This window comes from Promicromonospora panici (genome assembly GCF_900608595.1).
Classification (GTDB): Bacteria; Actinomycetota; Actinomycetes; order Actinomycetales; family Cellulomonadaceae; genus Promicromonospora; species Promicromonospora panici.
This window is the reverse complement of sequence record NZ_UWYY01000001.1, coordinates 261,101-282,102: the sequence shown is the minus strand read 5'-3', so window position 1 is coordinate 282,102 and position 21,002 is coordinate 261,101. Positions and strand designations below refer to the sequence as shown.

At 67.7% G+C, this 21,002-nt stretch carries 29 protein-coding genes; 12 read left to right on the top strand and 17 right to left on the bottom strand.

The genetic code is table 11. The features are described 5' to 3' along the window. Window positions 1-29: 29 nt before the first annotated feature. From EW117_RS01345 to EW117_RS01330, 4 genes are read right to left on the bottom strand one after another with little or no spacing between them, the layout of a single operon-like run. Window positions 30-2,255, bottom strand: coding sequence for an FtsK/SpoIIIE domain-containing protein (locus EW117_RS01345; protein ID WP_129782904.1), 2,226 nt, complete (start codon window positions 2,253-2,255; stop codon window positions 30-32). After that, a complete protein-coding gene (locus EW117_RS01340; protein ID WP_129782903.1) occupies window positions 2,255-2,461 on the bottom strand; it encodes a hypothetical protein in 207 nt (68 codons plus the stop codon). Before EW117_RS01340 ends, EW117_RS01345 begins: the two co-directional genes overlap by 1 nt. A 15-nt stretch (window positions 2,462-2,476) precedes the next feature. Then, window positions 2,477-2,794 (bottom strand): DUF6284 family protein, encoded by a 318-nt coding sequence (locus EW117_RS01335; protein ID WP_129782902.1) that lies wholly within the window; start codon window positions 2,792-2,794, stop codon window positions 2,477-2,479. Then, a complete protein-coding gene (locus EW117_RS01330; RefSeq protein ID WP_129782901.1) occupies window positions 2,791-3,048 on the bottom strand; it encodes a hypothetical protein in 258 nt (85 codons plus the stop codon). Before EW117_RS01330 ends, EW117_RS01335 begins: the two co-directional genes overlap by 4 nt. A gap of 240 nt (window positions 3,049-3,288) precedes the next feature. Here EW117_RS01330 and EW117_RS01325 point away from each other — a divergent pair, with 240 nt between their 5' ends. Further along, window positions 3,289-4,128 (top strand): helix-turn-helix transcriptional regulator, encoded by an 840-nt coding sequence (locus tag EW117_RS01325; protein WP_129782900.1) that lies wholly within the window; start codon window positions 3,289-3,291, stop codon window positions 4,126-4,128. 3 nt (window positions 4,129-4,131) lie between these two features. Next, the gene (locus EW117_RS01320) at window positions 4,132-4,935 is read left to right on the top strand and encodes a hypothetical protein (RefSeq protein ID WP_129782899.1); all 804 of its coding nucleotides are present in this window, start codon (window positions 4,132-4,134) and stop codon (window positions 4,933-4,935) included. A gap of 171 nt (window positions 4,936-5,106) precedes the next feature. Here the strand turns inward: EW117_RS01320 and EW117_RS01315 are convergent, their stop codons facing one another. Further along, on the bottom strand, window positions 5,107-5,673 hold the full coding sequence (locus tag EW117_RS01315; protein ID WP_129782898.1) for a hypothetical protein: 567 nt from the start codon (window positions 5,671-5,673) through the stop codon (window positions 5,107-5,109). A 187-nt stretch (window positions 5,674-5,860) separates the two neighbouring features. Here EW117_RS01315 and EW117_RS01310 point away from each other — a divergent pair, with 187 nt between their 5' ends. After that, on the top strand, window positions 5,861-6,448 hold the full coding sequence (locus tag EW117_RS01310) for a hypothetical protein (RefSeq protein WP_129782897.1): 588 nt from the start codon (window positions 5,861-5,863) through the stop codon (window positions 6,446-6,448). 349 nt (window positions 6,449-6,797) lie between these two features. Here the strand turns inward: EW117_RS01310 and EW117_RS01305 are convergent, their stop codons facing one another. The 12 genes from EW117_RS01305 to EW117_RS01250 are packed head-to-tail and all read right to left on the bottom strand — an operon-like array spanning window position 6,798 to window position 14,226. After that, window positions 6,798-7,961, bottom strand: a complete 1,164-nt coding sequence (locus EW117_RS01305; protein ID WP_129782896.1) for a site-specific integrase — start codon at window positions 7,959-7,961, stop codon at window positions 6,798-6,800. Continuing rightward, a complete protein-coding gene (locus tag EW117_RS01300) occupies window positions 7,958-8,164 on the bottom strand; it encodes a helix-turn-helix transcriptional regulator (protein WP_129782895.1) in 207 nt (68 codons plus the stop codon). The genes EW117_RS01305 and EW117_RS01300 overlap by 4 nt, the downstream gene beginning before the upstream one ends. Window positions 8,165-8,193: 29 nt before the next feature. Further along, window positions 8,194-9,750, bottom strand: coding sequence for a replication initiator (locus tag EW117_RS01295; protein ID WP_129782894.1), 1,557 nt, complete (start codon window positions 9,748-9,750; stop codon window positions 8,194-8,196). Next, window positions 9,747-10,019, bottom strand: coding sequence for a WhiB family transcriptional regulator (locus EW117_RS01290; RefSeq protein ID WP_129782893.1), 273 nt, complete (start codon window positions 10,017-10,019; stop codon window positions 9,747-9,749). Before EW117_RS01290 ends, EW117_RS01295 begins: the two co-directional genes overlap by 4 nt. After that, on the bottom strand, window positions 10,016-10,705 hold the full coding sequence (locus EW117_RS01285; RefSeq protein WP_129782892.1) for a DUF2637 domain-containing protein: 690 nt from the start codon (window positions 10,703-10,705) through the stop codon (window positions 10,016-10,018). The genes EW117_RS01290 and EW117_RS01285 overlap by 4 nt, the downstream gene beginning before the upstream one ends. Window positions 10,706-10,707: 2 nt before the next feature. Next, complete coding sequence (locus tag EW117_RS01280) at window positions 10,708-12,360, bottom strand: FtsK/SpoIIIE domain-containing protein (protein WP_129782891.1); 1,653 nt, start codon at window positions 12,358-12,360, stop codon at window positions 10,708-10,710. Further along, a complete protein-coding gene (locus tag EW117_RS01275) occupies window positions 12,357-12,608 on the bottom strand; it encodes a hypothetical protein (RefSeq protein ID WP_129782890.1) in 252 nt (83 codons plus the stop codon). Before EW117_RS01275 ends, EW117_RS01280 begins: the two co-directional genes overlap by 4 nt. After that, a complete protein-coding gene (locus EW117_RS01270) occupies window positions 12,608-12,853 on the bottom strand; it encodes a hypothetical protein (protein WP_129782889.1) in 246 nt (81 codons plus the stop codon). Before EW117_RS01270 ends, EW117_RS01275 begins: the two co-directional genes overlap by 1 nt. Beyond that, window positions 12,853-13,071, bottom strand: a complete 219-nt coding sequence (locus tag EW117_RS01265; protein ID WP_129782888.1) for a hypothetical protein — start codon at window positions 13,069-13,071, stop codon at window positions 12,853-12,855. Before EW117_RS01265 ends, EW117_RS01270 begins: the two co-directional genes overlap by 1 nt. A 41-nt stretch (window positions 13,072-13,112) precedes the next feature. Next, window positions 13,113-13,373 carry a hypothetical protein gene (locus tag EW117_RS01260; RefSeq protein ID WP_129782887.1) on the bottom strand — a complete coding sequence of 87 codons (261 nt, stop codon included), beginning with the start codon at window positions 13,371-13,373 and terminating at the stop codon, window positions 13,113-13,115. After that, the gene (locus EW117_RS01255; protein ID WP_129782886.1) at window positions 13,373-13,774 is read right to left on the bottom strand and encodes a hypothetical protein; all 402 of its coding nucleotides are present in this window, start codon (window positions 13,772-13,774) and stop codon (window positions 13,373-13,375) included. The genes EW117_RS01260 and EW117_RS01255 overlap by 1 nt, the downstream gene beginning before the upstream one ends. Then, on the bottom strand, window positions 13,774-14,226 hold the full coding sequence (locus EW117_RS01250) for a plasmid replication, integration and excision activator (RefSeq protein ID WP_129782885.1): 453 nt from the start codon (window positions 14,224-14,226) through the stop codon (window positions 13,774-13,776). Before EW117_RS01250 ends, EW117_RS01255 begins: the two co-directional genes overlap by 1 nt. Before the next feature lie 77 nt (window positions 14,227-14,303). On the opposite strand from EW117_RS01250, the gene EW117_RS01245 reads away from it, so the two are divergent. The 9 genes from EW117_RS01245 (at window position 14,304) to EW117_RS01200 (ending at window position 20,968) form a co-directional block, all read left to right on the top strand. After that, window positions 14,304-15,209 carry a GntR family transcriptional regulator gene (locus tag EW117_RS01245; RefSeq protein ID WP_242504004.1) on the top strand — a complete coding sequence of 302 codons (906 nt, stop codon included), beginning with the start codon at window positions 14,304-14,306 and terminating at the stop codon, window positions 15,207-15,209. Between the two features lie 14 nt (window positions 15,210-15,223). Next, window positions 15,224-15,868 carry an HAD family hydrolase gene (locus tag EW117_RS01240; protein ID WP_129782884.1) on the top strand — a complete coding sequence of 215 codons (645 nt, stop codon included), beginning with the start codon at window positions 15,224-15,226 and terminating at the stop codon, window positions 15,866-15,868. 173 nt (window positions 15,869-16,041) lie between these two features. After that, complete coding sequence (locus EW117_RS01235) at window positions 16,042-16,902, top strand: DUF4393 domain-containing protein (protein WP_129782883.1); 861 nt, start codon at window positions 16,042-16,044, stop codon at window positions 16,900-16,902. Window positions 16,903-17,568: 666 nt separating this feature from the next. After that, the gene (locus EW117_RS01225; protein WP_129782881.1) at window positions 17,569-17,835 is read left to right on the top strand and encodes a hypothetical protein; all 267 of its coding nucleotides are present in this window, start codon (window positions 17,569-17,571) and stop codon (window positions 17,833-17,835) included. Further along, on the top strand, window positions 17,832-18,143 hold the full coding sequence (locus tag EW117_RS01220; protein WP_129782880.1) for a type II toxin-antitoxin system PemK/MazF family toxin: 312 nt from the start codon (window positions 17,832-17,834) through the stop codon (window positions 18,141-18,143). Before EW117_RS01225 ends, EW117_RS01220 begins: the two co-directional genes overlap by 4 nt. A 264-nt stretch (window positions 18,144-18,407) precedes the next feature. Next, window positions 18,408-18,641 carry an ArsR/SmtB family transcription factor gene (locus tag EW117_RS01215; protein WP_242504003.1) on the top strand — a complete coding sequence of 78 codons (234 nt, stop codon included), beginning with the start codon at window positions 18,408-18,410 and terminating at the stop codon, window positions 18,639-18,641. Then, a complete protein-coding gene (locus EW117_RS01210) occupies window positions 18,638-18,775 on the top strand; it encodes an SRPBCC domain-containing protein (RefSeq protein ID WP_207211708.1) in 138 nt (45 codons plus the stop codon). The genes EW117_RS01215 and EW117_RS01210 overlap by 4 nt, the downstream gene beginning before the upstream one ends. A gap of 151 nt (window positions 18,776-18,926) precedes the next feature. Continuing rightward, entirely contained in the window at window positions 18,927-19,445 is a 519-nt protein-coding gene (locus tag EW117_RS01205) for a TrmH family RNA methyltransferase (protein WP_129782879.1), read from the top strand. An 80-nt stretch (window positions 19,446-19,525) separates the two neighbouring features. Then, on the top strand, window positions 19,526-20,968 hold the full coding sequence (locus EW117_RS01200; protein ID WP_129782878.1) for an FAD-binding protein: 1,443 nt from the start codon (window positions 19,526-19,528) through the stop codon (window positions 20,966-20,968). Window positions 20,969-21,002: the final 34 nt, after the last annotated feature.

The window sequence follows — 21,002 nt, the reverse complement described above, 5'->3', positions numbered from 1 at the left end:
CTCCCTTCGTGTCGTGCGAGGTCGGGTGGTCAGTCGTCCGAGTCGGACGGGTCGGGCAGTGCGGCGTCGTCGCCCAGGGCGTGGGCGACCTCGGCGCGGACCAGGCCGCGGCGCACGGCGGGCCGCCCGTCCGCGGTGCCCTTGATCGACTTGGACCCGACGCCGTGCCGCTTGGCGGCGGCGTTGACCTGGGTGGCGTCCCAGTCGGCGTACAGCGCGGGCTTGGACTCGGCCAGGCGGGCGGCCAGGACCTCGGACCAGACCTTGCCGTTGGGCCACTCCGGGTCGTTCTCCGGCCACACCGCGAGGAGGTGGTCCAGGATCGTGGAGTGGTCCAGGTCGGCGGCCTCATCCCCGGCGGCCATCCCGGTCAGCAGGCCCTTGGCCTCACGGACGGCGCGGGCCCGTTCCACGATCTTGTCCGCGAGGGCGCCGTCGACGAACGCGCCCCTGACGAGCTGCGGGTCGGACTTCTCTCCGGCGAGCAGGGCGATGCCCTTGTCCTCCTGGGAGAAGATCGTGGCCCGGTGACCCGCCTTGTACATGCTCGTGCCGAGCACCATGTCGTTGGTGGTCACGTCGCCCACGCGCAGGCAGGCACGCAGGCTCAGCAGCGCACTGATACCGGTCGGGATGGCGTCCTTGTTCGGGCGCTGCGTGGCGAGCCACAGCATGATCCCCAGGGCGCGGCCACGGCGGGTGATGTCCTCGGTCAGGGCCGAGATCTCCGCGCCCATGGTGGGGTCACCGAACCCGAGCTGCGACTCGTCGATGACGAACAGCAGCGGCTTGAACCCATACGGGTTACCGATCGCCGCGAGCTCATCGGTGACCTTGGACTCCGGGCACACGTCCCGGGGCAGACCGCGAATGATCCTGGCCCGCCGGCGCATCTCGGCCTGTACCGCCTTCAGGTCGGCCAGCAGCGCCGCCAGGTCGTCCGGGTCGTCGCCGGAGCGGCACACGTGAGCGATAGGGGCGAACGGCATGAGGTCGCCGGTGCCCTTCAGCTCGTGAATGTGCAGCTCGGTACGCGGGTCCAGCGACGCGCCCAGGATCAGCACGCGCAGGAAGAACGTCTTGCCCATGCCAGGCAGGCCACCCACGACGCCGTTGTTGTACATGAGGTTCGTGGACACCGGGCGGCCGCGCTGGTCCTCCCCGATGACGAACGCCTCGAACACGTTGGTCTGGCCCTTGGTGCGGTACTTCCAGTGAGCGACGTCCCGCTCGGACAGGCCCTTGTCCGCGATGAACAGGTTCAGGCGGGACGGGTGAGCCTTGGGGTTGCCCTCGGGCCACACCGTGTCCATCGGCCGGCGCAGCGCCGAGGCCAAACGGTCCTTCCGCTCGATCACGTCCGCAGCCGTGGCACCGGGCGGGAGGTCGATGTGGATCTCCACGCCGCCCGTGGTCGGGAAGATCCGCAGCACCTTGATTTCCGCGTTGCCGCGCTTGGCCTCCCCCATCGAACCCAGCCCGAGGGTGAGCAGTGCGTCCGTGACGACGTCAACGGTGAGCTTGGGGACCTTGCCCTCGTGCGCCTCGGCAATCGGCTTGCCAGCGCGGCGCGTCCCGACGACGCCAAACGCGGTCACGGCCGCGGCACCGGCCGCCACGGCAGCGACGGTCAGGCCCTCGGGACCGGTGTAGGTGTGCAGCGTCACCCCAGCAACGCCGGACGTGAACCCGGCAGCGGCCAGACCACCCAGGCGGGCACGGACGCCGTCGGCGTGCTCCTTACGGAGCGTCTTCCACTCCGCAGTCCCACGGACGCCGGCCATGAGCAGCGTGCGGGTGGCCTTGTTTTCGGCGTCGGTCACCCACCGGGAAAGGCCCCGCACGCACAGCCCGAACCCGAGCCCGGCGCGGGCCAGGAACTTGGGCAGGTACACGAACGGCAGGCGGATGCCGTGGTGCGCGGTCCAGGACGCGACGAACGCGGCCTCACGGCGCGCGGCGGTCCAGAACACTTCCGGCGACTTGGCCCACTCCGGCAGCACCGTCAGCCGAGTGTGGTCCCCGCGGTGCTCGACCACACGCGCAGGGATGGGCGATGCCTCGGGCTCGACGGGCGGGGCGTCGATCACCTCGCCCGAGAGTGAGTTGTCCTCGTCGGCCGGTGCCGCGCTCTGGTCCAGCAGCCCGCCGGCACGGACGGCGAGGTCCGCGGCGGGACGGTTGAACATGGCTTCCAGCTCGGCATCGTCCGGGGTGTGCCCGGCCGGCGTGTGCTCGTCGTTGGGCGTGGTCATCAGGCACCCGCCATCGAGTTGGCGCCCGTGAACAGGTTGTTGAGCAGGTCGTTCAGGGCGTCGACGCCCCACATGCCGAACGACGTGGACGCCAGCGCCAGACCCAGGCACACACCCAGCGTGAGCGTGCCGATCTTGGCGGAGCCGTACTTCACGGCGATGAACGAAACGAGGATCAGGAAGACCAGCAGCGAAACGGTGATCATGGCAAAACTCCCTTGTCAGGCGGTGCGGATGGCAGGACGGATGACGACCCGGCGGGCCGTCGAGAGCGGGACACCCGGAACGAACACCGGGGCCGTAGACATGGCGCGGTTGGTGCTGGTCTCGACGGCGGTACGCATCGCGATGCCGAGAGCGACGACGGCGCGGCGGTGAGCCTTGACCGCCATCTCGTCGTGTGACATAGCCAGGCGGCACTCCGCGTCCACCACGGCGACCTCAGCAGCGATGACCGGCGCCTCAGCGGCAATGGCCGCGAGGTCGGTGAACGTGGGCTCGACGTCGAACACGTCAAAGGCCGTGTAGGTCGGGTTCACGAACCCCACCCCCCACGGCCATTGCCACCGTTGCCACGCTCAGCACTGAGAGCGGCCTCATGGGCCTTGCGGACCCGGTTCTTCATCTCCTCGACCTGACGGCCCAGGGACGACGCCGTACGGCCCACGTCCTTGAGACCGTCGCTCGCCGTGCCGTGCTGCGTCAGGACCCGGGCGGCCTTGTTCAGACCGTCCTGGGCTTCGAACAGGTACCTACGCGCTACGTCCAGAGCACTGATGCGCCTCTGAGACATCACGCCACCCCCTCTGTGTCAGCCCGGACCGCCCATCGGCCCGAGGTACGCCTGCCAGTTCGTCAACCCCTGTTAACTGGGTCACTTACCGGGTATGACATACGAGACCATGACGAGATTGAGTCTGTCAACCCCTATGAACACATCGTGTCACCGGGGGTGGCGGAACCGGCCGTATCCATCCCCCGTTGACACGGGTAGCCTGTTGTAAGCCCCGTTGACTAGGTGGAGGACTCATCCATGTCGGACCTCACGTCCGTGACCGCGATCAGCGACCCGGAAGAGCGGGCCAAGACGCTGTCTGCCCTGATAGACGAGAACCAGGCGACCGGTCAGGAACTTGCTCGACTGCGGAAAGAGGCCCTGGAAGAACTGCTCGCCATGGGCAGGACGCAGACCCAGTTGGCCGAGCTGCTGGGCATCTCCCGGTCGCGAATCTCGATGATGCTGTCCGCCGGCACGAGGCCGGAGCGTGCGTTCTTCGGCACGGGTCGGGTGACGTTCGCGATCGGCAGCAAGCAGGAAACCGGGCGCAGCGACCCCAGCAACATGCTGTCTGCGGAGACGTTCGCCGCATACGAGACGCTGGCAAATGTGGCAAAGGCGAGCGGCCTCGACTCCGACCACGAAATCGTGCCGCCACCGGGCCTCGTGGACCTGAATCGCCCCAACCTCGTGGTGCTGACCAGCCCAAGGCTCCTGCCGTTCGTCGGCCAGGCGATGGGCGCAGACCCACACCTTGGATTCGCCAACGACCAAGACGGCTGGTTCCTCGTGGACCGCACGACCGGCAAGGAGTATCGATCCCCGCGCGACCAGGGCGAGCCGACCGACTACGCGTACATCGGGCGCCTGCCTCGCCCAGACGGGAAGGGCACTTTCCTATACCTCGCGGGCATTCACGCCCAGGGCACCCTCGGCGCTGCCCAGTTCGTCGCAGACCACCTCAAGGATCTGCACAAGGACCTCAAGACCAAGCGGTTCTCAACCCTCGTCGCCTGCAAGTTCGATCCGAACGGCGACCGGAAGATCCTTACGACCGAGCGGATCACGCCGCTCTACCGACACGAAGGGACCTGACGAATGCAGGTCGCGATTGCTGCACAGCCTGGTTCTCCCGACGGGGCCAGCGAAGACAGCACGGCAACCGGTCCTGACATCCTCGTGCTGCTCGACGGCGCGACGGCCCGGACCGGAACCGGCTGTATCCACGGCGTGTCATGGTTCGCCGCCCACCTCGCGGAGGGGATCAAGGATCACGCCGCGCTTGGCCCAGCAGGGGCTCTCGCCGCAGCCATCAGCCAGACCGCCGACCTGCACCGCGGCACGTGCGACCTGACGCACCCGGGCACGCCCTCGGCCGCCGTCGCCATCGTTCAAGTGTCTGAGGGAACGCTGCGCTACCTCGTCCTCGGCGACGTGACAGTTGTGATCGACACGGCGAATGGGCTGCGGGTGGTCAGTGACCAGCGCGTAAGTCAGACGGCATTGGCCGAGCGTGCCGCGGCCGATGCGATGCACGCCAGCGACCCGGCGAAGGCCGCAGCTCTTGTGCGCATGAAGCACGCGGAGTTGGCGGCGCGCAACGTGCCGGGCGGGTTCTGGGTAGCGACCACCGACCCGGCCGCAGCGGAGCACGCGCTCACGGGGGAGATCCCACTCTCAGAGGTTCGTCAGGTGGCGACGCTGAGCGACGGCGCGGCGCGTGCGGTCGACCCGTTCGGGCTCTACGACTGGCCCGGCGCACTTGATGTTCTGCGGGAGTCAGGGCCTGGCGAGTTGATCCGCCAGGTGAGGGCCGCCGAGGCCAGCGACCCCGAGGCGACACGGTGGCCACGGAACAAGCTCTCGGACGACGCGACCGCGGCCTACTGCACGGCCCTGTAGCCCCAACCAGCGAGGGACCGAGCTGCGGGAGGCAGGCGCCGACGCGGTCACAAACAGCATCGCCAGTCTTGATAGCACTCGTGATTCCGGCCTATAAGGCACCCCACAAATCAAGCCCCCACCTGGACAGGTGGGGGCTTCATTCATTGCCAGTTCACAGGCACGTCAGAATCAGCCGCGCCGCCATGGTGCAACCCAGTTCTCCTTGCGACACAGATCGTCGAATTCCAGCGTGAAAATGGTCAGCATGTCCTCGTTGGTGTACAAGTCCTTGAGCCGTGGAGTGACGATGTCACTTGGCGTTACTCGGGTTGCCTCGTCCCCCATATCTTTCCGCGCCTCAATTACAAACTCAGCATATAGACGCAAAAGCACCCTGGCCGGAGCGTCAGCGAAAGTTCCTTGCATAAATCGCCCGAACGCTCTGAGTGCGCCGTCGGATGCATATATGACGGCCCACGTCTGGAATTCACTGATCGAACCGATGTCGGTGCTCGCTGGATCATTACCTGGCGTGAGCGCCTTCCCGAAGGCGGCCAACACAGGCGAATAGACTTCATATTTTTGAACCGAAACCCTCGCCTCAAGCCGTTGGAGCCTCGCAGACTCGTCTTGCGACACTCGGGATTCTCTCGCTGAGCGGCGCGAAGCCACCGCCGCCCACCACGAGATCGCAGCAGGAACAGCTACAAGAGTGATAGCCAGAACTGCCGACTGCCAGGTCATCGGTTCGGACACGTCGGCCCCGACGTCGTCGCGTGGGTGCTTGCACATTCAAGGAGCCGCGCGCTGTGGCGCTTACATTCGCACATCCGTATATCTAACCGAACGACTGCACCATGCGGGGAGCCGCCGTGCAATTTCACCCGGGTGATCAATCCGGCCCTGCGCTTGTCCGATTCGGTCGGCCTGACACACTGGGATCATGCGAAAGATTGACCTAGAGCGCGATCTCAACGTTTTTGAAGGCGAGATAGAACGGATCGAAGAGTATGCGCGCGAGTTGCAGGGTTCAGAATCGTCCGACCAGGCGATCACCTGGGGGCACGAATTGGCGATCATAAAATGCGCGGTGGTTCTGGAGAAACTGACGCTCCGGCTGATCGTTGCCGCGATCAATCTCGACAGCAGGCACCTAAGCGACAAGTTGGACGTCAAGTTTCCAAAGCACATCAGCGTAGAGGTGGCACTCTACCTGGTAACGGGTGGACGCTATTTCGACTACAAAGGTGGTTTTGGAGGCCTCAAAGGCAAGATCCAGGACTACGTAGGCAAGAAGCATTGGCTTTACGAGTCGCTTGCCTCGCTGGACCACAAAGTGATGGACCAACTTATCTACCTCCGGAATTGGGCGGCCCACGAGAGCCCTCAAAGCAAAGTCGCCGCACTCAAGGCTCTAGACCGCAAGGCTGGCGGCTCTGCCGGAGCACACCTCAAGTCACAGGGACGGATGTTTGGATACACTGCCGAGCTCCGCAAGCTGCCCACAGAGATTCGTGCTCGATTCCGTTAGGACGACCACCTCCGAAGAGGCGGAGCGGTCGGCTTCGAGCATCTGGCGATGTCGGTTCCATGTGGCCACGCGCGCCCAGCGGAAACCCCACGGAATGACTGGCATCTAGCAAGCACCTATGTACATCTACAGCACCCGAGTTGGCCGCTTGGTTGCACCGGATGGCATCCATCGAAGCTTAGCGGCTATCGGATGAGACCGTCCGGTTCATAATCCGCGGGTTCCGGGTTCGATCCCCGGGGGGCCCACCACCACGACGGCGTGACCAGGGCGTTCACCACGAAGCGGACCGAGCGGGACGAACCACCGCCGCGAATGTGCGACTTGATGTGCGACGTCGCTACCCGGTTCACGCGGCGTCTCCGTCGTCGTCCGCGCCCTCTGGCTGCGCAAACATGCCATCGAGCGGGCTCTTGGCCTCCCCCACGATCCGACGACCCATGTACACGTCCTGCGTCATCGAGGGACGAGCATGGCCGAGCTGGTCAGCGATCGCGCGAGCGGTCAGCCCCTTGCCGTCGAGGAGAGTTGCGACCGTACGGCGAGCGGTGTGCGACTTGACCCAGGCGAAGTCATCGCCGCGGACCTTGCGCAGCATCTTGCCCGTGTTCCCCACGTCCCGGAGCCGACCCAGTGTGTTCGGGAAGACGAGGTCATCAGGCCCAGCCCCACCCCGCCGCTTGCTCAGCATCACGACCGCCCAATCCGGAAGGCGCAGCGTCCGCTCTGAGGTCTCCGTCTTCACCGCTTCCCGAACGAGGCCCACACCGCGGATCCGCGACACGGTCCAGTCGATCTGCACCACGTGACCGTCCAGGTCGACGTCTTCCCACTTGAGCGCCAGCCCTTCCCCGATCCGGGCTCCAGTCGCCAGCAGGAACCGCATGATGTCGGGCAGCTCGTTCCGCCTGGCGTACTCGCTCCCGTCGAGGAGGGCGAGGAACCGCAGGGCCTCCTCAGCGCTCAAGGCACGTGGTGCCTTCTTCCGCCCTTGCTCCAGTCGACCGACGTCGCGAACCGGATTCGACGGCAGCAGGTCTCGACGTGCCAGCATCCGGCACGTGCCACTCAGGACGGATCGAACCGCCTTGGCTGTCGCGAACCCCTTCCGCTCGTAGAGCCCTGTCAGGAAGACGTCGAGTCGGCCAGTGGTGAGTTCGGTGAACCGGAGTTGCCCAATGTGCGGGTACACCTCCACCCGGGCGTAGCGCTCGTACTGGTCATACGTCGTTCGCTTCCGCCGACCGTTGTCCGCCATCGTCCGAAAGGACCGCAGCCACGCCCGCACCGCATCCTCCAGACGCGCACCTGGTCCGAACATCTCATCGGTGCGCAAAGCCGCATCGATGTTTCGCGTCACTGCTTCACGGGCAGCCTTCTTGTCACGTCCGACTCCAGAACCCCGAAGCCTGATCCCACCGTGGTTCCGGTAGTACTGGAACGCTCGAATGTTTGGAGTCTTGCCGGTGTACGTGATCTCGCCACGCTCACCGGGTTCTAGACGCCGGCTCATGACGCCATCCCAATCGGCAGTGCCTTAAACCAGGAACGGACGTCCTCGGGCCGATAGCGCACGTACTTGCCCATGCGGCGCGAGTCCGGCCCCTTGCCCTCCGAACGCCAGGCGTAAAGCGTTCCGACCGGCACTCCAAGGAAAGCCGAGACGTCCTGCACCGACCACAACCGGTCAGTGATGTCTGTTGTATTGCTGTCCATCAGTAATCCCTCCCCCGTCAGGTCTGGTGTCATCCGGCGTGCCGTTGTGCGGCCTTCCACTTGGCGTATTCGCGTGCTCGAGCTGCGGCAGCCTCCGCGAGTTCCTTCTCGCCGTTGGTGGGCCAGCCGGTCCCGACGTAGGACCACGAGCCGTCGACCACGAGGGTTGCCTCTTCGTCGTCGGCCAGCAGGCGGCGTTCCAGATCGGTCACGTCGAGGGGTTCGCCGGCGCGCTGTGCTTCGGCCGTCAGGCGTGCGAACCGTGCCCGTGCCTGCCGCAGCCGCCCGAGCGTGACGGAGTACTTGCGGCTCTTGGTGGAGAAGTGGCCGCGGAAGCCGAGCATGTGCGCCCACTTGGCCAGCAGCCGGTACGGCGACTCGGCGCAGGTCCCGCAGGCGCACCCGTCTTCGTCCTCCTCGGGTTCGTATCCGGGCAGGCGGCAGGCGGTGGCGGCACGGTCGGCCAGGCGTCGGCATTCCCGGGTGAGCCGGGCCAGGTGCGGCCGGGTTGATGCCGGGTCGACGTCGGTCGACTTCGTGGCGTACTTCGCCAGGTACCCCGCGACCTGTTCGGGCACGAGCGTGTCCGAGGTGCGGGCGTCCTCAGCGGTGGCTTCCGGTAGGCCAGTGCGCACGGTCCGCGCGTCGAGCTGGGACCCGAAGGCCAGCGAACGCGGCACGTCTGCACCATCGACCGGAGGAGCCTCCACCCGCACACCACGCGCCGCCGACTCGATCAGCTCAGCCAGCGTCACCCCATCGACCGGAGCAGCCGAGCCCGGACCGTCCGGACCGTCGAGACGGACCAGGGCGTGAAAGTGGATCAGCCCGCGCGCCTGGTACTCGCCGACCTTGGCGTACTGCACCGACGCCGCACGCTTCAGCTCCGAGTCCGTCAGCCCGAGATACCCCGCCAGGGCACGGCGCAGCGCGATCGTGAAGCGGCGCCAGAGCTCCGGGGCGTGCCACTGCCACACGACGGCGCTAGTCCAGTCGTAGCAGGCCCAGCACAGCGGCGAGCCCACGGCAGGGTCGTTCTCCGTGTGGGCGGTCATGCAGGACTTGGACCGGCCGTGCTCGCAGACCTTGTTCCGGTCGAACGGGCGGCACATCCCGCCGGACTTGTGCCCGTTCTTGGACCGGATGCCGTGCACGTGGCCGAACGACGGCGCGGTCAGCGTCGCGAACACGAGCGGGTTGTCGGCCACGGTCTCGGGCACGGTCTTGCCGCCCAGGAGGCCGGATCGGATCATCGCGAACGTGTCCCGGGCATAGACCCGGGAGCAGGCCGGGCACACGTCCTCACGCCGGTTCCCGCACGGGCGGTACAGCAGCCCCATCGGGGCGTCATCGGAGGAGAACCCGCCGACGACCTCACCCGTGGTCGTGTCGATCGTCATGGAGGAGCCGGAGAGCTTGACCGGGTGCGAGCAGTACCCGACGGCGGCGGCGGTCTCGGAGAACGCGTCGAGGGTGGAGCGCAGGGACCGGCCCCGGGCCGTCTGGGTTGCGAACCCCAGGGCACCGGGACCGACCTCCAAGGGTGCGTGCTCCCCGAAGCCGGGGAACGTTGGTGCGGTGGTCATGCTGCGGCCCCGAGTTCGAGACCGGGCAAGGTGTCCTGCACCGTCACGGGCTCACGCCATTTGGTGCGGTCGTGTCCGGCCCAGAACCCCGCCGTGGTCGGCGTCGTGGCCACTTCCAGGGCGCAGCTGGCCAGGACCGGGCAGGAGGCGCACACGCGGGCCATGAGCGCCCGTGCCAGGGGTGAGGCGTCCTCCGCGATCCAGGGCAGGTCCCGGTTCTCCGGACGGCCACACGCGGCGCCACGCGTCGACTCCGGTGAGGTGATCATGCGTCGGCCCCAACGGCGAGCCCGGGCAGGTCGAGGGCGTCTTGCGTGACCGGCCGGACCCGGCCCAGACGTGGGCGACGGGCGACCGGAGCGGCACCGACCGGGGAGCGCTCCGGCTCGGCCGGCAAAGGGACCGGGTCCGGAATCGGGGCGGGTGTCACGTCGACGGGAGCCGACTCGAGCGCGGCCGGGACAGGCTCCGGTGTGACGTCGACGGGCTCGGCGGCCGGGACCGGCTCCGGCTCGACGACGGGACCATCAGCGACCACGAGGGACGCCAGAGCGTGCGTCGACGTGAGCACGGACAGCGGGGCCAGCGCCACCAGGACGACGCCGACGATCGTGCGCAGCTCGGGACCGACGTCGTAAGCGTGCGCGGCGTTCGCGCCGATGGACACGACCGTGAACCCGAACATGAGCGTCCAGGCCCACGCCGACGAGCGTCCCCGAGCCCGCAGCACGAGCGCCACGAGGCCATAGACGAGGACTGAGGCATCGATGACGACCGGCACGAGGAACGCGAGCGACTCGGGCACCCGACCCCACAGCGCGGCATCCCGCAGCGAGGCGAACGACAGGGCGAACGACGCCAGCGCGACGGCCAGGGTCAGCACGACGGTGAACACGAGGACCGGCCGGGAGTCCGCGGCGATCCGGACGGCGGCCCGGGGTGTGGGGCGGTTCATGATCAGGCCTCCTCAGTGGATGCGGCAGGAGCGGCCGGGCGAGGTGCACGCGGCGTGCGGGGCTTGCGGGGTGCCCGTGGCTTGCGCTGGCGAGGAGCTGGAGCGTCCTCGTTGTCGGGCTTGACCGGCTCGTTCTCGTTCACAGCGCCACGGCGGGCGGCAGCAGCGTCGGCCCAGGCGTTCACGGCGTCCTGGCCACTCCGGGGTGCCGGGGCGGTGTGGTCGGACGGTGCGGCGTAGCGCAGGGCAACGGCGCGGATGACGTCGTCGGGCCAGTAGTCGAACCGGGCCATGGACGCGGCGCCGTCCTCGCCGACGATGTAGGCAGTGCCTGGCTCGTCCTGCGAGATCTCGTGCGCCGGAGCAAGGCGTGCCTGCGGCCCGAGGACCATGTCTGTCTCGATATCCGAGTCCAGGCGCAGGGCCACCTTCTGGGGGTACAGGTTGCGCTGTCCCACGGCTTCCTGGCGGGGGTTTTGCACGCAGGCCAGGACGACGACGCCGAGGGCGCGGCCCTGGGTGAGGATCTTGGACATCAGCCGGTCGGCCTCACGGCGAATCTCGAACTCGCTGTAGGCCATCAGGTCGGCCAGCTCGTCAACGACCAGCATGTGCAGCGGGTCCCCCGGTGTGGGGACGTGCAGGCGGGAGCGGCCGCGCATGGACTCCTTGCGCTGGTCGATCACGCGCAGCAGGGCGCGCAGGACGGGGATTGCGTCTTCGGAGCTGTAGGCGACGTGGCCGAACAGGGCGCGGCCCATCTCCAGCTCGACCCCGCCCTTGAGGTCCAGACCCCACAGCCGGGCGGTGCCGTCGTGGACGGCCGGGGCGAGGTTGCCGACGACGGACCACAGCGCGGAGCCCTTTCCCGCGCCTGTGGCACCCACCACGAGGGTGTGCCGACCCCGCACCACGAGGTTCGCGATCTGGCCCGCACGGGTCCGGCCCACGGGCAGGCTGTCCGGGTTGGCCCGCTCCGGCTCCGGCATCCGAGCGGTTGCCGGGGCAATGCGGTAGGTCGTGAACAGGGCCAGGTCCAGCACCCCAGGCTTGACGGCCGTGGTCTCGTACCCGTGCGCCCGGAACGCCGTGGTGATCGCCGGTGCGGCCCGGTGCAGCGTGTCCGGCGTTTGGCCGGCGAACGTCTCGATCCGGAGCACGACCGCACCCGGAGCGTGGCGCACGTGGCGTAGCCGGGAGATGGTGATGGTGCCATCCGGCCGCCTCGCCGACAGGCCACAGGACTCGGCAACCTTCGGCCACGCGTCGCCCATCGCGCGGGCGTGCATCACTCGCTTGTACCGGCCAGGGGTGATCGCGGCCCACAGGCCGAGGAACAGGCCCGGGGACAGGAACACCAGGAGCAGGAGCACCGGGCCGGTGGTGCGGTCGCCGGGGACCTCCGCGAGGGTCAGGGTGCCCCACCAGCCGACGGCGAGCAGGACCCCGAGGAGCACGGGCAGCGGGTGCTTACCCGCCCACACCGCCAGCGTGCGAGTGAACATCCAGTCCCGGTACGCGATCCACGCGCCGACCCGCCAGGCACGGCCGGACCAGCCGGGACGGCCCACGGTCGCGGTGCGCAGGCGGGCACGAGCAGCAGTGACCCGGGCGTCGAGGCTGGCCCACAGGCCCGTCGTCGTGGTGGCGTTCATCGCTCCCGTGCCTCCTTGTCGGTCTCGTCGGTCTCGTCGGTGGCGGTGCGGTAGGCGTCATGGGCGGCGTCGTGCGCGTCGGTGAGAGCCACAACGGCCCAGTCCAGTGCCTCGGCCAGGGCACCCAGACCGGTCTCTGCGGCCCAGTCCTGCATCCGCCCGACCATGACCCGGGAGGCGTCCAGGTCGTTGCCCATCGCGTTGAGGATGTCCGGGAGGTCCTTCTTCGTGATCCGTCGTGTGAACATCACTCGCCCTCGCTCTCAGCGATCCACCGGCGCGCCACGTCCTCACGAGCAGCCCGGACCCTGGCTGAGACCGCGTTCAGCTCCTCAAGCGCCGGGTCGTGCGCATTGGTGTAGCGGCTGAGGTCTTCCAATGCCCCGATCGAGTTCGAGACGCGGAAATCCGCCTCCAGCAGCCAGTGACGGGCGTTGTTCAGCGCCGCGACCGCGCGCCGGTTGACCTGCCGGGTCGTCTCATCCAGTGCCATCAGCTCATCCCTTCCTCGTGCTCGCGTACGAGTGATTCGGCTTCCTCGATCAGGCCGTGCAGTTGCACACGCACCTGGTAGATCCGTTCGCCCAGGCCCTCATCGAGCGGGACCAGGAACGCTCCGCCGAACGCCAGCAGCGCGTATGCCTCGTTGATCTGTGTCACGCCCTGCCGGGCGGTCTCGACCAGGTCACGGCGCTTTGCCGCGTCGTCCATCCCCTGTTGAGTCGGACCGGCGTAGGCCCATCGCTTCGGCATCAGCTCTGCCCGTTCTCGTCGGGACGGCCGACCCACTTGCCGGACTCGTCGTAGAACTCGGGGTGCTCGGCCCGGTGCGCGATCACGGCCGCGAGCCGGATATCGAAGTGGAGCGCTTCGGCTCCCTGATGCAGATCCCGGGCGGTCTCGGCCGAACCCGTGAACCCCGCAGCGTCGAGCGCCTTGCCCGCACCGTCGAGACCGTTCTTGGCCTCGAACAGGTACTCCCTGGCGGCCGCCAGCGACTCCGCGCGAGTCATCAGGCCACCGCCAGGGCGTAGGGCACCGGGGCGTCGAACTGCTCGAACTCCCCGGGCCGGACCGGGAACGCACGCACCGGCCGGGCCTGCCCGATCAGCGGGCACATCACGCTGAACCGGACGCCGGTCCAGGACTGGCCAGACCAGGACGAGAAGCCATCGCGCTCGTCGCTGGCCGAGAAGTCCTCCACGTGCCCCAGGCGCAGCAGCCGGGCCAGGTGCTCCGCATCGGCCTGGCACTCGACATGGACGGCGATCGCACCGGTGTCCGAGATGGTCACGTACGACGCGCGGCCGTTGACCATCGCCACCACGTCAGCAGCGACCGTCAGCAGCTCCCCCGTCGAGGGGGCGGGAACCGAAGCCACCGCCTCCCCCGGGGTGTGCAGGGCCGCGCTCATCACGCAGCCGCCTTACCCGCGTCCGGACGGGCCGGGGTCGCCACGTCGGCCTTGCCCGGGGCGCAGATGTCCTCCGCCTTGTACGACCACGCCAGACGCGGCCGGTTGCCGTTGTCGTCCACGTACGGAAGCGCCGTCAGGCCCACGAACTCCACGAGGCGGAGCGTGATCGGAGTGCCCGGGATCGAGACCGCCGACGGCGGCACCGGCTGGTGCCGGGCCGGGATCTTGACCGACACACCCGCGTCGTTCTTGTTCCCCTCGTCGTCCAGGTCAGCGACCACCACCTGCCACAGCGGCAGGCCCGTCTCCTTGTCGAGCTGCTGAGGACGCGAACCGTCCTCACGCTTCGGAGCATCGAAGTCCGCCACCGGCTGGACCTCACCCTTCATCACCGCACCGGCCGGGAACACGTCCTGGTGGTTCACCGCGAACCGTCGCTGCATCGCCATGTCTGCATCTCCCTTGTGTCGTGGCTAGGTTGGCTAGCCAGGCTGTACAAGAAGAGATTGCACCAGCCTGGCTAGCCATGTCAAGAGATGTGGCCAACTTGGTTAGCCGGGTTGGCCATGTGGCTACGATTGGCCGTATGGAACTCGACCGGGACGACCCGCGACCGCCCTACCAGCAGGTAGCGGCGGCACTCCGTGCAGCGATCCTCGGGCGCACGTTCCAGCCCGGCGAGCAGTTGCCATCCCAGAACGAACTGGCGACGACGTTCGGCGTCGCGCGGATGACCGTGCAACAGGCCCTGCGCATCATCCGCGACGAAGGGCTGACCGTCTCGCGCCAGGGGAGCGGCGTCTTCGTGCGTGAGCGCGCCGCCCGACCTGCCGGGCTCCGTCCGCACATCGAGCGGATCTTCGACGCCGAGAAGGTCACTATCGATTTCGTCGGCTTCACCTCCGAGACGCTGCACGGCGCGATCACCGAACCGCTCGACAAGATCCGGAGCGGACGCCTCACGCCCCGCGACATTCGGATACGGATCCTCCTGCCGGACATGTCACGCCCCCTCGCGCTGCCCGTCGCCGTGTCGGGTGACGAGGCCGCCAGCGCACGAGCACGAGCACGTTCGGCCGCGATCAGCGCTCGCCACGTCGGCGCGATCCGCGACAGCGTCGAGGAACTGCAGGACATGGGCCTGGTCCGGAGCGCCACTGTGGAATCTCGGGTCCACGGATCGGCCCCGCTATTCAAGGCCTACATCCTCAGCGCAACAGACGTCTTCTTCGGGTTCTACCCCGTCCGGGAGCATGAGGTCCGTGACGGCGACGACCGACTCGCCACGTACGACTCACTCGGCCGGGACTCGGAGCTGTTCCACTACACCGACGACGGCGACCCCGAATCGCCGGGTACGCAGTTCGTTGCACAGGCCCGCCTGTGGTTCGACAGCATGTGGGACACCATCGCCACCAAGGTCACCCCGTGAGCCACGCTGCCGAGGTGTTCGCCGCCGCGGATGCGGTCTTGCTGGACTTCGACGGACCCGTCACGCCATTGATCCCCGCGCCCGCAAACCTCGAAGCCGCGAACGCAGCACGAGCACCAATGTTGGCGCGCAGCGTTGCCCTGGACGACCACATCGGCACGACCAGCGACCACCTCGCCGTCCTGCGCTGGGCAGCCACCAACGCGCCTGAGGCACTGCCCGAGGTCGAGGCTGTGTGCGACGACGCCGAGACCGCCGCCGCGTCCACAGCCGAGCCAACCCACGGCGCGCACGACCTCCTTGCCAGGTGCGATCAGGTCGGCAAGCCTGTGGTCATCGTCAGCAACAACGCCGAAGTCGCGATCCGCGCCTACCTCGAACGTTGGTCGCTGACGTCCTACATCGCCGCTGTCATCGGCCGGCCGACGGGCAGGCCGGACCTCATGAAGCCCAACACCCACACCGTGAACGAAGCTCTGCGGTCCCTCCGCATCGAGGCGAACCGTGCAGTATTCGTTGGCGACTCCTTGTCCGACGTCGAGGTTTCCCGCGCCGCGGGCGTGCCATGCATCGGCTACGCCAAGACGCCGCGCCGAGGTGACGAGCTGCGGGAAGCTGGAGCGGACGCCGTGACCGCCGACATCGCGGAACTCGCGTAGTCGGCCCGCAACGACAATCACCTGGGCTTCACCGCATACATTCCGAGCAGCACGGTGCGCCGGTGTGCGGTGAGCCGCCTCGTCACCATGCGCGATTCATTACTCACTCCATGCCTTGGGTGAAGTTCTGGAGAATATCTCCCTGGCCTTGCCCGAGCGTCTAGGCTCACCCCATGACCGGAGGCGAACTAGTGGCTGGAGCGGCGGTCGTACGCAGTGCGATCGGGGCCTCGGCGAAACTTGGCGGCGACGCCGAGGAAAAGAAGCAGCTTTCTGAGATTGCGAAGGACTCGAAAGCGCTGGAGGTGGCAGCTCAAGCTAGAGCAGACAGGGTTGCCATCAGGCAGATGGCACTTACCAAACTTCTTTCACCGCTTGCCAATTGGGTGGGATACCGGAGCGAATATTTCGAAAAGCAGTTCAACAAGGACCTGGCCGAAAAGCTCGCGGATACGCCTGAGGACCAGCTCGTCTCCCCGTCACCTGTAGTTGCGGCCCAAGCGATGGAGGGACTGTCTTACTCTCTTGATGAGCCAGAACTCAAGGATATGTATTTAAACCTGCTGGCCCGCGCGTCCGATGCTCGGACTCGTGGCTCCAGCCACCCCTCCTTCGCGCAGGTGATTAAACAACTTTCGCCTGAGGAGTCGTCGCGCCTCCTGGAAATACTAAAGACGGGACCGTACGGAATCCCAATGGTGCGAATAAAGATCAATACACCCGGTGGCACGGGCTACCATATCCTGCGCAACCACGTGCTGGAACTACGAAACGTCGCCACGAGGGAGCCTGTAGAAGATCCTCGCATCGCGATATACGTGGACAACTGGGCCAGACTTGGCCTTGTTACGGTGGAATACCAGCAGTTTCGCGTGGGTGATAATGCGTACGCCTGGCACGAATCGCGGCCAGAATTTCTGAACGCGCGAGCCTCACGGCCTGACGAGGAAGCCGAACGTGTCACCTTCGATAAGGGTCTCTTAATTCCGACAGATTTCGGTTTGAGGTTCGCCGAGGCAGTCGACCCAAACTAGGGTTCGGTGTTCCGGCCTCCGGGGCGCGGCTGACGCGGAGCGATGTTGGACCCGAACCCCGTCACGATGCGCAGGTCGGGCGTTCCCATGCGAGCTGTCGTTCGGGCCTAGAAGTGACTACCCACGGAGTTGTGAGGACTTTCTTTACTGGCTCAAGGCGCGGCTCCGCCGCGCTGGGCCGTTCGGCCGGCGGGGGCCCGCGATGGGGCCCCGCGCTCCGGGCGCTTCGCGCCCTGCGCGCACCCCACCGCACCCCGACGGCCTACCGGCCCCAGACATGACGAAGACGGTCCCGACTCCAGTAGTCGAGACCGTCTCTTCGTTGTTCAGCTCTTAGGCAGTGCCTCCGGCGGGCACCTGGGAATCAAGAGGATCGAGGGGACCGCGGCGTCCCTGCTCCTCCGCCATCCATCGGCTTCACCGGGACCCTGACACCGAACCTGTCGTCAGTGCAACAGGTCCCGCCACCCGAGCGGACCACCCACCGACACACGATGAGCGGGACCTGTTGCACTGACGACAGAACCGATGTCCGAGACGCGCCCCGCGCCAACGGATGACGGAGGATCAGGGACCCCGAAGCAGGAGCATGGTGGGGACACAAACCCGCAGCACCAGTCGGCGCGACCCTTGCCAATTAGCAAGGGATGCGTCATGGTGGATTTCATGAGCGAGACTACGACCATCACCATTGCACGCGCCACGAGGCAGCGGCTCGCCCACGTCAAGTTCAACGGCAAGCCGCTCAAGACGGCGGACGAGACCGTGGCCGCCCTCATCGAGGAGCACGAGCGCCGCCAGTTCTGGGAGGCGATGGATGCCATCGACCCGGACGAGTACGAGGCCCAGACCCGTGAAGAGGGCACCTGGCCGACCGAGGGTGAGTACGCCGCCGAGGAGCGGATGATCCGTGCCCAGGAGACCACCGCGTGACCGTTCAGCGCGGTGATGTCATCTGGCTGTCCATGGATCCCACCGTCGGTCGCGAGCAGGCGAAGCACCGGCCGCACCTTGTGTTGTCCAGCCCTCGTCAGCATCGGTCTATGCGACTGGCGATCGTGGTCCCCCTGACCGGCAGCGACAAGCCCTGGCCAACCCGCGTCGAGGTGAAGCCCGGCTCCTACGCGATCTGCGAGCAGCCCCGCACCGTCTCCCTGGAACGCGTCACCCGCCACGACAAGACCGGGTACGACACGACCGCCGTCGCGGCCATCATCCACACCCTGATCGACCCCACCTAGCCCGAGCTGACGGCGGATGCACACCCACATCCGCCGTGCGATATGTGCGACGTTGTGTGCGACGTCAGCCCAAGGTGACCCTGAACGACCGGGAACATCGACACCGAACCAGGCCGCAGAAGTCCTCACGACACGCACTTCCCACTTCTCCGCGGGTTCCGGGTTCGATCCCCGGGGGGCCCACCACCGCGACGACTTCAGACCACCCCCAAGACACTTAGCCCTTGCGTCAAGTATCCGGGCGACCTCGCCAAGGACGCCCCCATGACGCTGCCGTCGTTCATGAAGCACGTGCGCGTGCTTGAGTCGAACGGCCTGATCCGCACCGCGAAGTCGGGGCGGGTGCGCACCTGCGTGCTCAATCGGGAGCGGTTCGCGCTCGTCGAGGACTGGCTCGCGGAGCAGCGCAGCATCTGGACAAGCCGCACCGACCGCCTGGAGCAGTTCGTCACCGAGCAGTCCGTCACCGAGCAGTCCGTCACCGAAAAGGACCCATGAACCCCGAGCTCGATCTCGGCGTCGACCGCATCATCCGCGCGCCCCGCAAGCAGGTATGGGACGCGTGGACCCAGCCGGACAAGCTGGCACAGTGGTGGATCCCAGCGCCGACCCAGTGCCGCGTCGAGCGGTGAGGCCCCGGCGAAAGCACTGGTCAGGACCGTGCCAGGCGGTGTAGCGTCAGCCATCCCTCGGCGAGTCGTTCGCCGCTGTCGATGGACCGGTGCCGCCGCTGAAAGGCACCCCCCTCATGTTCATTCGTCCAGGAGACACCGCCACGACCAGGTGAGCGGGTCCAAGTCGAAGCCGACCGAGCTCCGCCGACGACGACGCACCCGGCAGCACGGCTGCTGGGGCCACCTCGTCGTCGCCCCGCTCTGGGTCGCGTACGAAGCGAACCTCGGGACACTGCTGCGCACGTGCGACGCCGTCGGCGCGTGCCTGGCCGTTCCCCGGACGCCGCACTACAAGGAGGCGCTGGCCAGGGGCGACACGCTGCGCGGGCGGCGGCCCTGCATCCACTGGGTGGCGCCGTCGAAGGAGCGCTGGCTCGACGAGCAGCGGGACGGCGGGTTCCGCCTCGTCGCCGTCGAGCTGGCCGACGGCGCGACGCCCCTGCCGCGCCTCCAACCCGCCCGGACCCCGACGGTTCTGCTGCTCGGGCACGAGCACCAGGGCGTGCCGGACGACGTGCTCGCAGGCGTCGACGAATGCGTCGAGATCCCGATGACCGGCTGGGGTGCGAGCCTGAACGTCGCGGTAGCCGGCAGCCTGGTCGTCTATCGTCTCGCAGGCCTGTCCTGACAGCACATCCACGGAACGAGCACCATCGTGAGGGCTCCGACCGGTACCGTGGTCGCCCGACCCGAAGCTGAGGGGCTCACATGGCACAGCTCGATCGCCGTACGTTTCTGGCAGGCGCCGCCGTAGTCGCGTTCGACCCGGTGACGTCGCACTGGCTCACCAGCCTCCCGGAGAACACCGGGGCCATCCAGATCCCTCACCTCGACGGCGAGCTCGTCACCGACGAGGACGCGCTCACCGAGGCCGGCACCGACTACGGGAACCTCGCCCATCGCCGTCCGCGCGCGGTCCTGCGGCCGGGTTCGGTGTACGACGTCGTCACGGTGGTGCGCTTCGCGAACCAGCACGGGCTCACGGTCGCCGTGCGCGGCCAGGGCCACTCGACGTACGGCCAGGCCCAGGCCGACTGCGGCGTCGTGATCGACTCGCGGACCCTGGCCACGATCCGCGAGGTCACGCCCGAGTACGCGGTGGTCGACGCCGGGGTGCAGTGGCTCGACCTGATCCGCACCGGCCTGACCGCCCGCGTCGCGCCGCCCGTCAGCACGGACTACCTCGGCCTCTCGGTGGGCGGCACGCTGAGCGTCGGCGGAATCGGCGGGGCGTCCCAGCGCTTCGGGATGCTCGTCGACAACACGATCGAGCTCGACGTGGTCACGGGTGACGGCCGCCTCGTGACCTGCTCGGCGGACCGCGAGCCCGAGCTGTTCGAGGCGGTGCTCGGCGGGCTCGGCCAGTTCGCCGTCATCGTGCGTGCCAAGGTCCGGCTCGTCGCGGCGCCGACCATGGCGCGCATCTACACACTGACCTATCCGCAGGTCACCGACCTCACCGCGGCCCAGCGCACGGCCCTGGCCGACGGCCGCTTCGACTACCTGGAGGGCCAGTTCGTCCCCACGGACGACGACGGCTTCACCTTCGTCCTGGAGGCGGGTGCCTGGTTCACCACCGAGCCGCCCGACGACGACGCCCTGCTGGCGGGCCTCGCCCCGGCCGGCATCGACGTGGTGGACATGCCCTACTTCGAGTGGCTGAACCGCCTCTACGAGGAGGTGGAGCAGATCGAGGCGCTCCGCCTGTCCGGGCCCTGGCTGAACGTGTTCCTCCCGGACGCCGCCACCGACGAGCTGGTGACCGAGCTCCTCACGACCCTCACCCCGGCCGACGCCGGCGGCGTCGCGCTGCTGTACCCGACCAACCGGTCCCTGATCACGCGGCCCCAGGTGATGGTGCCCGAGGGTCCGGTATTCTTCCTGCTCGCGCTGCTGCGTGCGGTGAGCCCGCCCGACGACGCCGACGTGGTGCGCCTCATCGCCGACAACGACGCGCTGTACGCCCGGGTCCGCGCCGTCGGCGGCACGCAGTACCCGGTCAACGCACTGCACCTGACCCCGGCCGACTGGCGTGCCCACTACGGCGACCGCTGGCCCGCCGTCCGGCACACCAAGGACCGCTACGACCCGCGCCGGGTGCTCACGCCGGGGCAGGGCATCTTCGAGGAAGCCAGGGGGACCGCCCGGTGAACGGCCCCGGAACACTCCTGTAATTCACGCGGCG

Coding starts and splice junctions, on each gene's coding strand:
- EW117_RS01265 (WP_129782888.1), bottom strand. CDS start 13,071: ATGGACGACGCGGCAAAGCGCCGTGACCTGGTCGAGACCGCCCGGCAG.
- EW117_RS01340 (WP_129782903.1), bottom strand. CDS start 2,461: ATGATCACCGTTTCGCTGCTGGTCTTCCTGATCCTCGTTTCGTTCATC.
- EW117_RS01325 (WP_129782900.1), top strand. CDS start 3,289: ATGTCGGACCTCACGTCCGTGACCGCGATCAGCGACCCGGAAGAGCGG.
- EW117_RS01260 (WP_129782887.1), bottom strand. CDS start 13,373: ATGACTCGCGCGGAGTCGCTGGCGGCCGCCAGGGAGTACCTGTTCGAG.
- EW117_RS01275 (WP_129782890.1), bottom strand. CDS start 12,608: ATGTTCACACGACGGATCACGAAGAAGGACCTCCCGGACATCCTCAAC.
- EW117_RS01300 (WP_129782895.1), bottom strand. CDS start 8,164: ATGGACAGCAATACAACAGACATCACTGACCGGTTGTGGTCGGTGCAG.
- EW117_RS01210 (WP_207211708.1), top strand. CDS start 18,638: ATGAACCCCGAGCTCGATCTCGGCGTCGACCGCATCATCCGCGCGCCC.
- EW117_RS01305 (WP_129782896.1), bottom strand. CDS start 7,961: ATGAGCCGGCGTCTAGAACCCGGTGAGCGTGGCGAGATCACGTACACC.
- EW117_RS01245 (WP_242504004.1), top strand. CDS start 14,304: ATGTCAAGAGATGTGGCCAACTTGGTTAGCCGGGTTGGCCATGTGGCT.
- EW117_RS01200 (WP_129782878.1), top strand. CDS start 19,526: ATGGCACAGCTCGATCGCCGTACGTTTCTGGCAGGCGCCGCCGTAGTC.
- EW117_RS01320 (WP_129782899.1), top strand. CDS start 4,132: ATGCAGGTCGCGATTGCTGCACAGCCTGGTTCTCCCGACGGGGCCAGC.
- EW117_RS01215 (WP_242504003.1), top strand. CDS start 18,408: ATGACGCTGCCGTCGTTCATGAAGCACGTGCGCGTGCTTGAGTCGAAC.
- EW117_RS01280 (WP_129782891.1), bottom strand. CDS start 12,360: ATGAACGCCACCACGACGACGGGCCTGTGGGCCAGCCTCGACGCCCGG.
- EW117_RS01270 (WP_129782889.1), bottom strand. CDS start 12,853: ATGGCACTGGATGAGACGACCCGGCAGGTCAACCGGCGCGCGGTCGCG.
- EW117_RS01295 (WP_129782894.1), bottom strand. CDS start 9,750: ATGACCACCGCACCAACGTTCCCCGGCTTCGGGGAGCACGCACCCTTG.
- EW117_RS01285 (WP_129782892.1), bottom strand. CDS start 10,705: ATGAACCGCCCCACACCCCGGGCCGCCGTCCGGATCGCCGCGGACTCC.
- EW117_RS01235 (WP_129782883.1), top strand. CDS start 16,042: ATGACCGGAGGCGAACTAGTGGCTGGAGCGGCGGTCGTACGCAGTGCG.
- EW117_RS01330 (WP_129782901.1), bottom strand. CDS start 3,048: ATGTCTCAGAGGCGCATCAGTGCTCTGGACGTAGCGCGTAGGTACCTG.
- EW117_RS01255 (WP_129782886.1), bottom strand. CDS start 13,774: ATGAGCGCGGCCCTGCACACCCCGGGGGAGGCGGTGGCTTCGGTTCCC.
- EW117_RS01290 (WP_129782893.1), bottom strand. CDS start 10,019: ATGATCACCTCACCGGAGTCGACGCGTGGCGCCGCGTGTGGCCGTCCG.
- EW117_RS01345 (WP_129782904.1), bottom strand. CDS start 2,255: ATGACCACGCCCAACGACGAGCACACGCCGGCCGGGCACACCCCGGAC.
- EW117_RS01310 (WP_129782897.1), top strand. CDS start 5,861: ATGCGAAAGATTGACCTAGAGCGCGATCTCAACGTTTTTGAAGGCGAG.
- EW117_RS01250 (WP_129782885.1), bottom strand. CDS start 14,226: ATGGCGATGCAGCGACGGTTCGCGGTGAACCACCAGGACGTGTTCCCG.
- EW117_RS01225 (WP_129782881.1), top strand. CDS start 17,569: ATGAGCGAGACTACGACCATCACCATTGCACGCGCCACGAGGCAGCGG.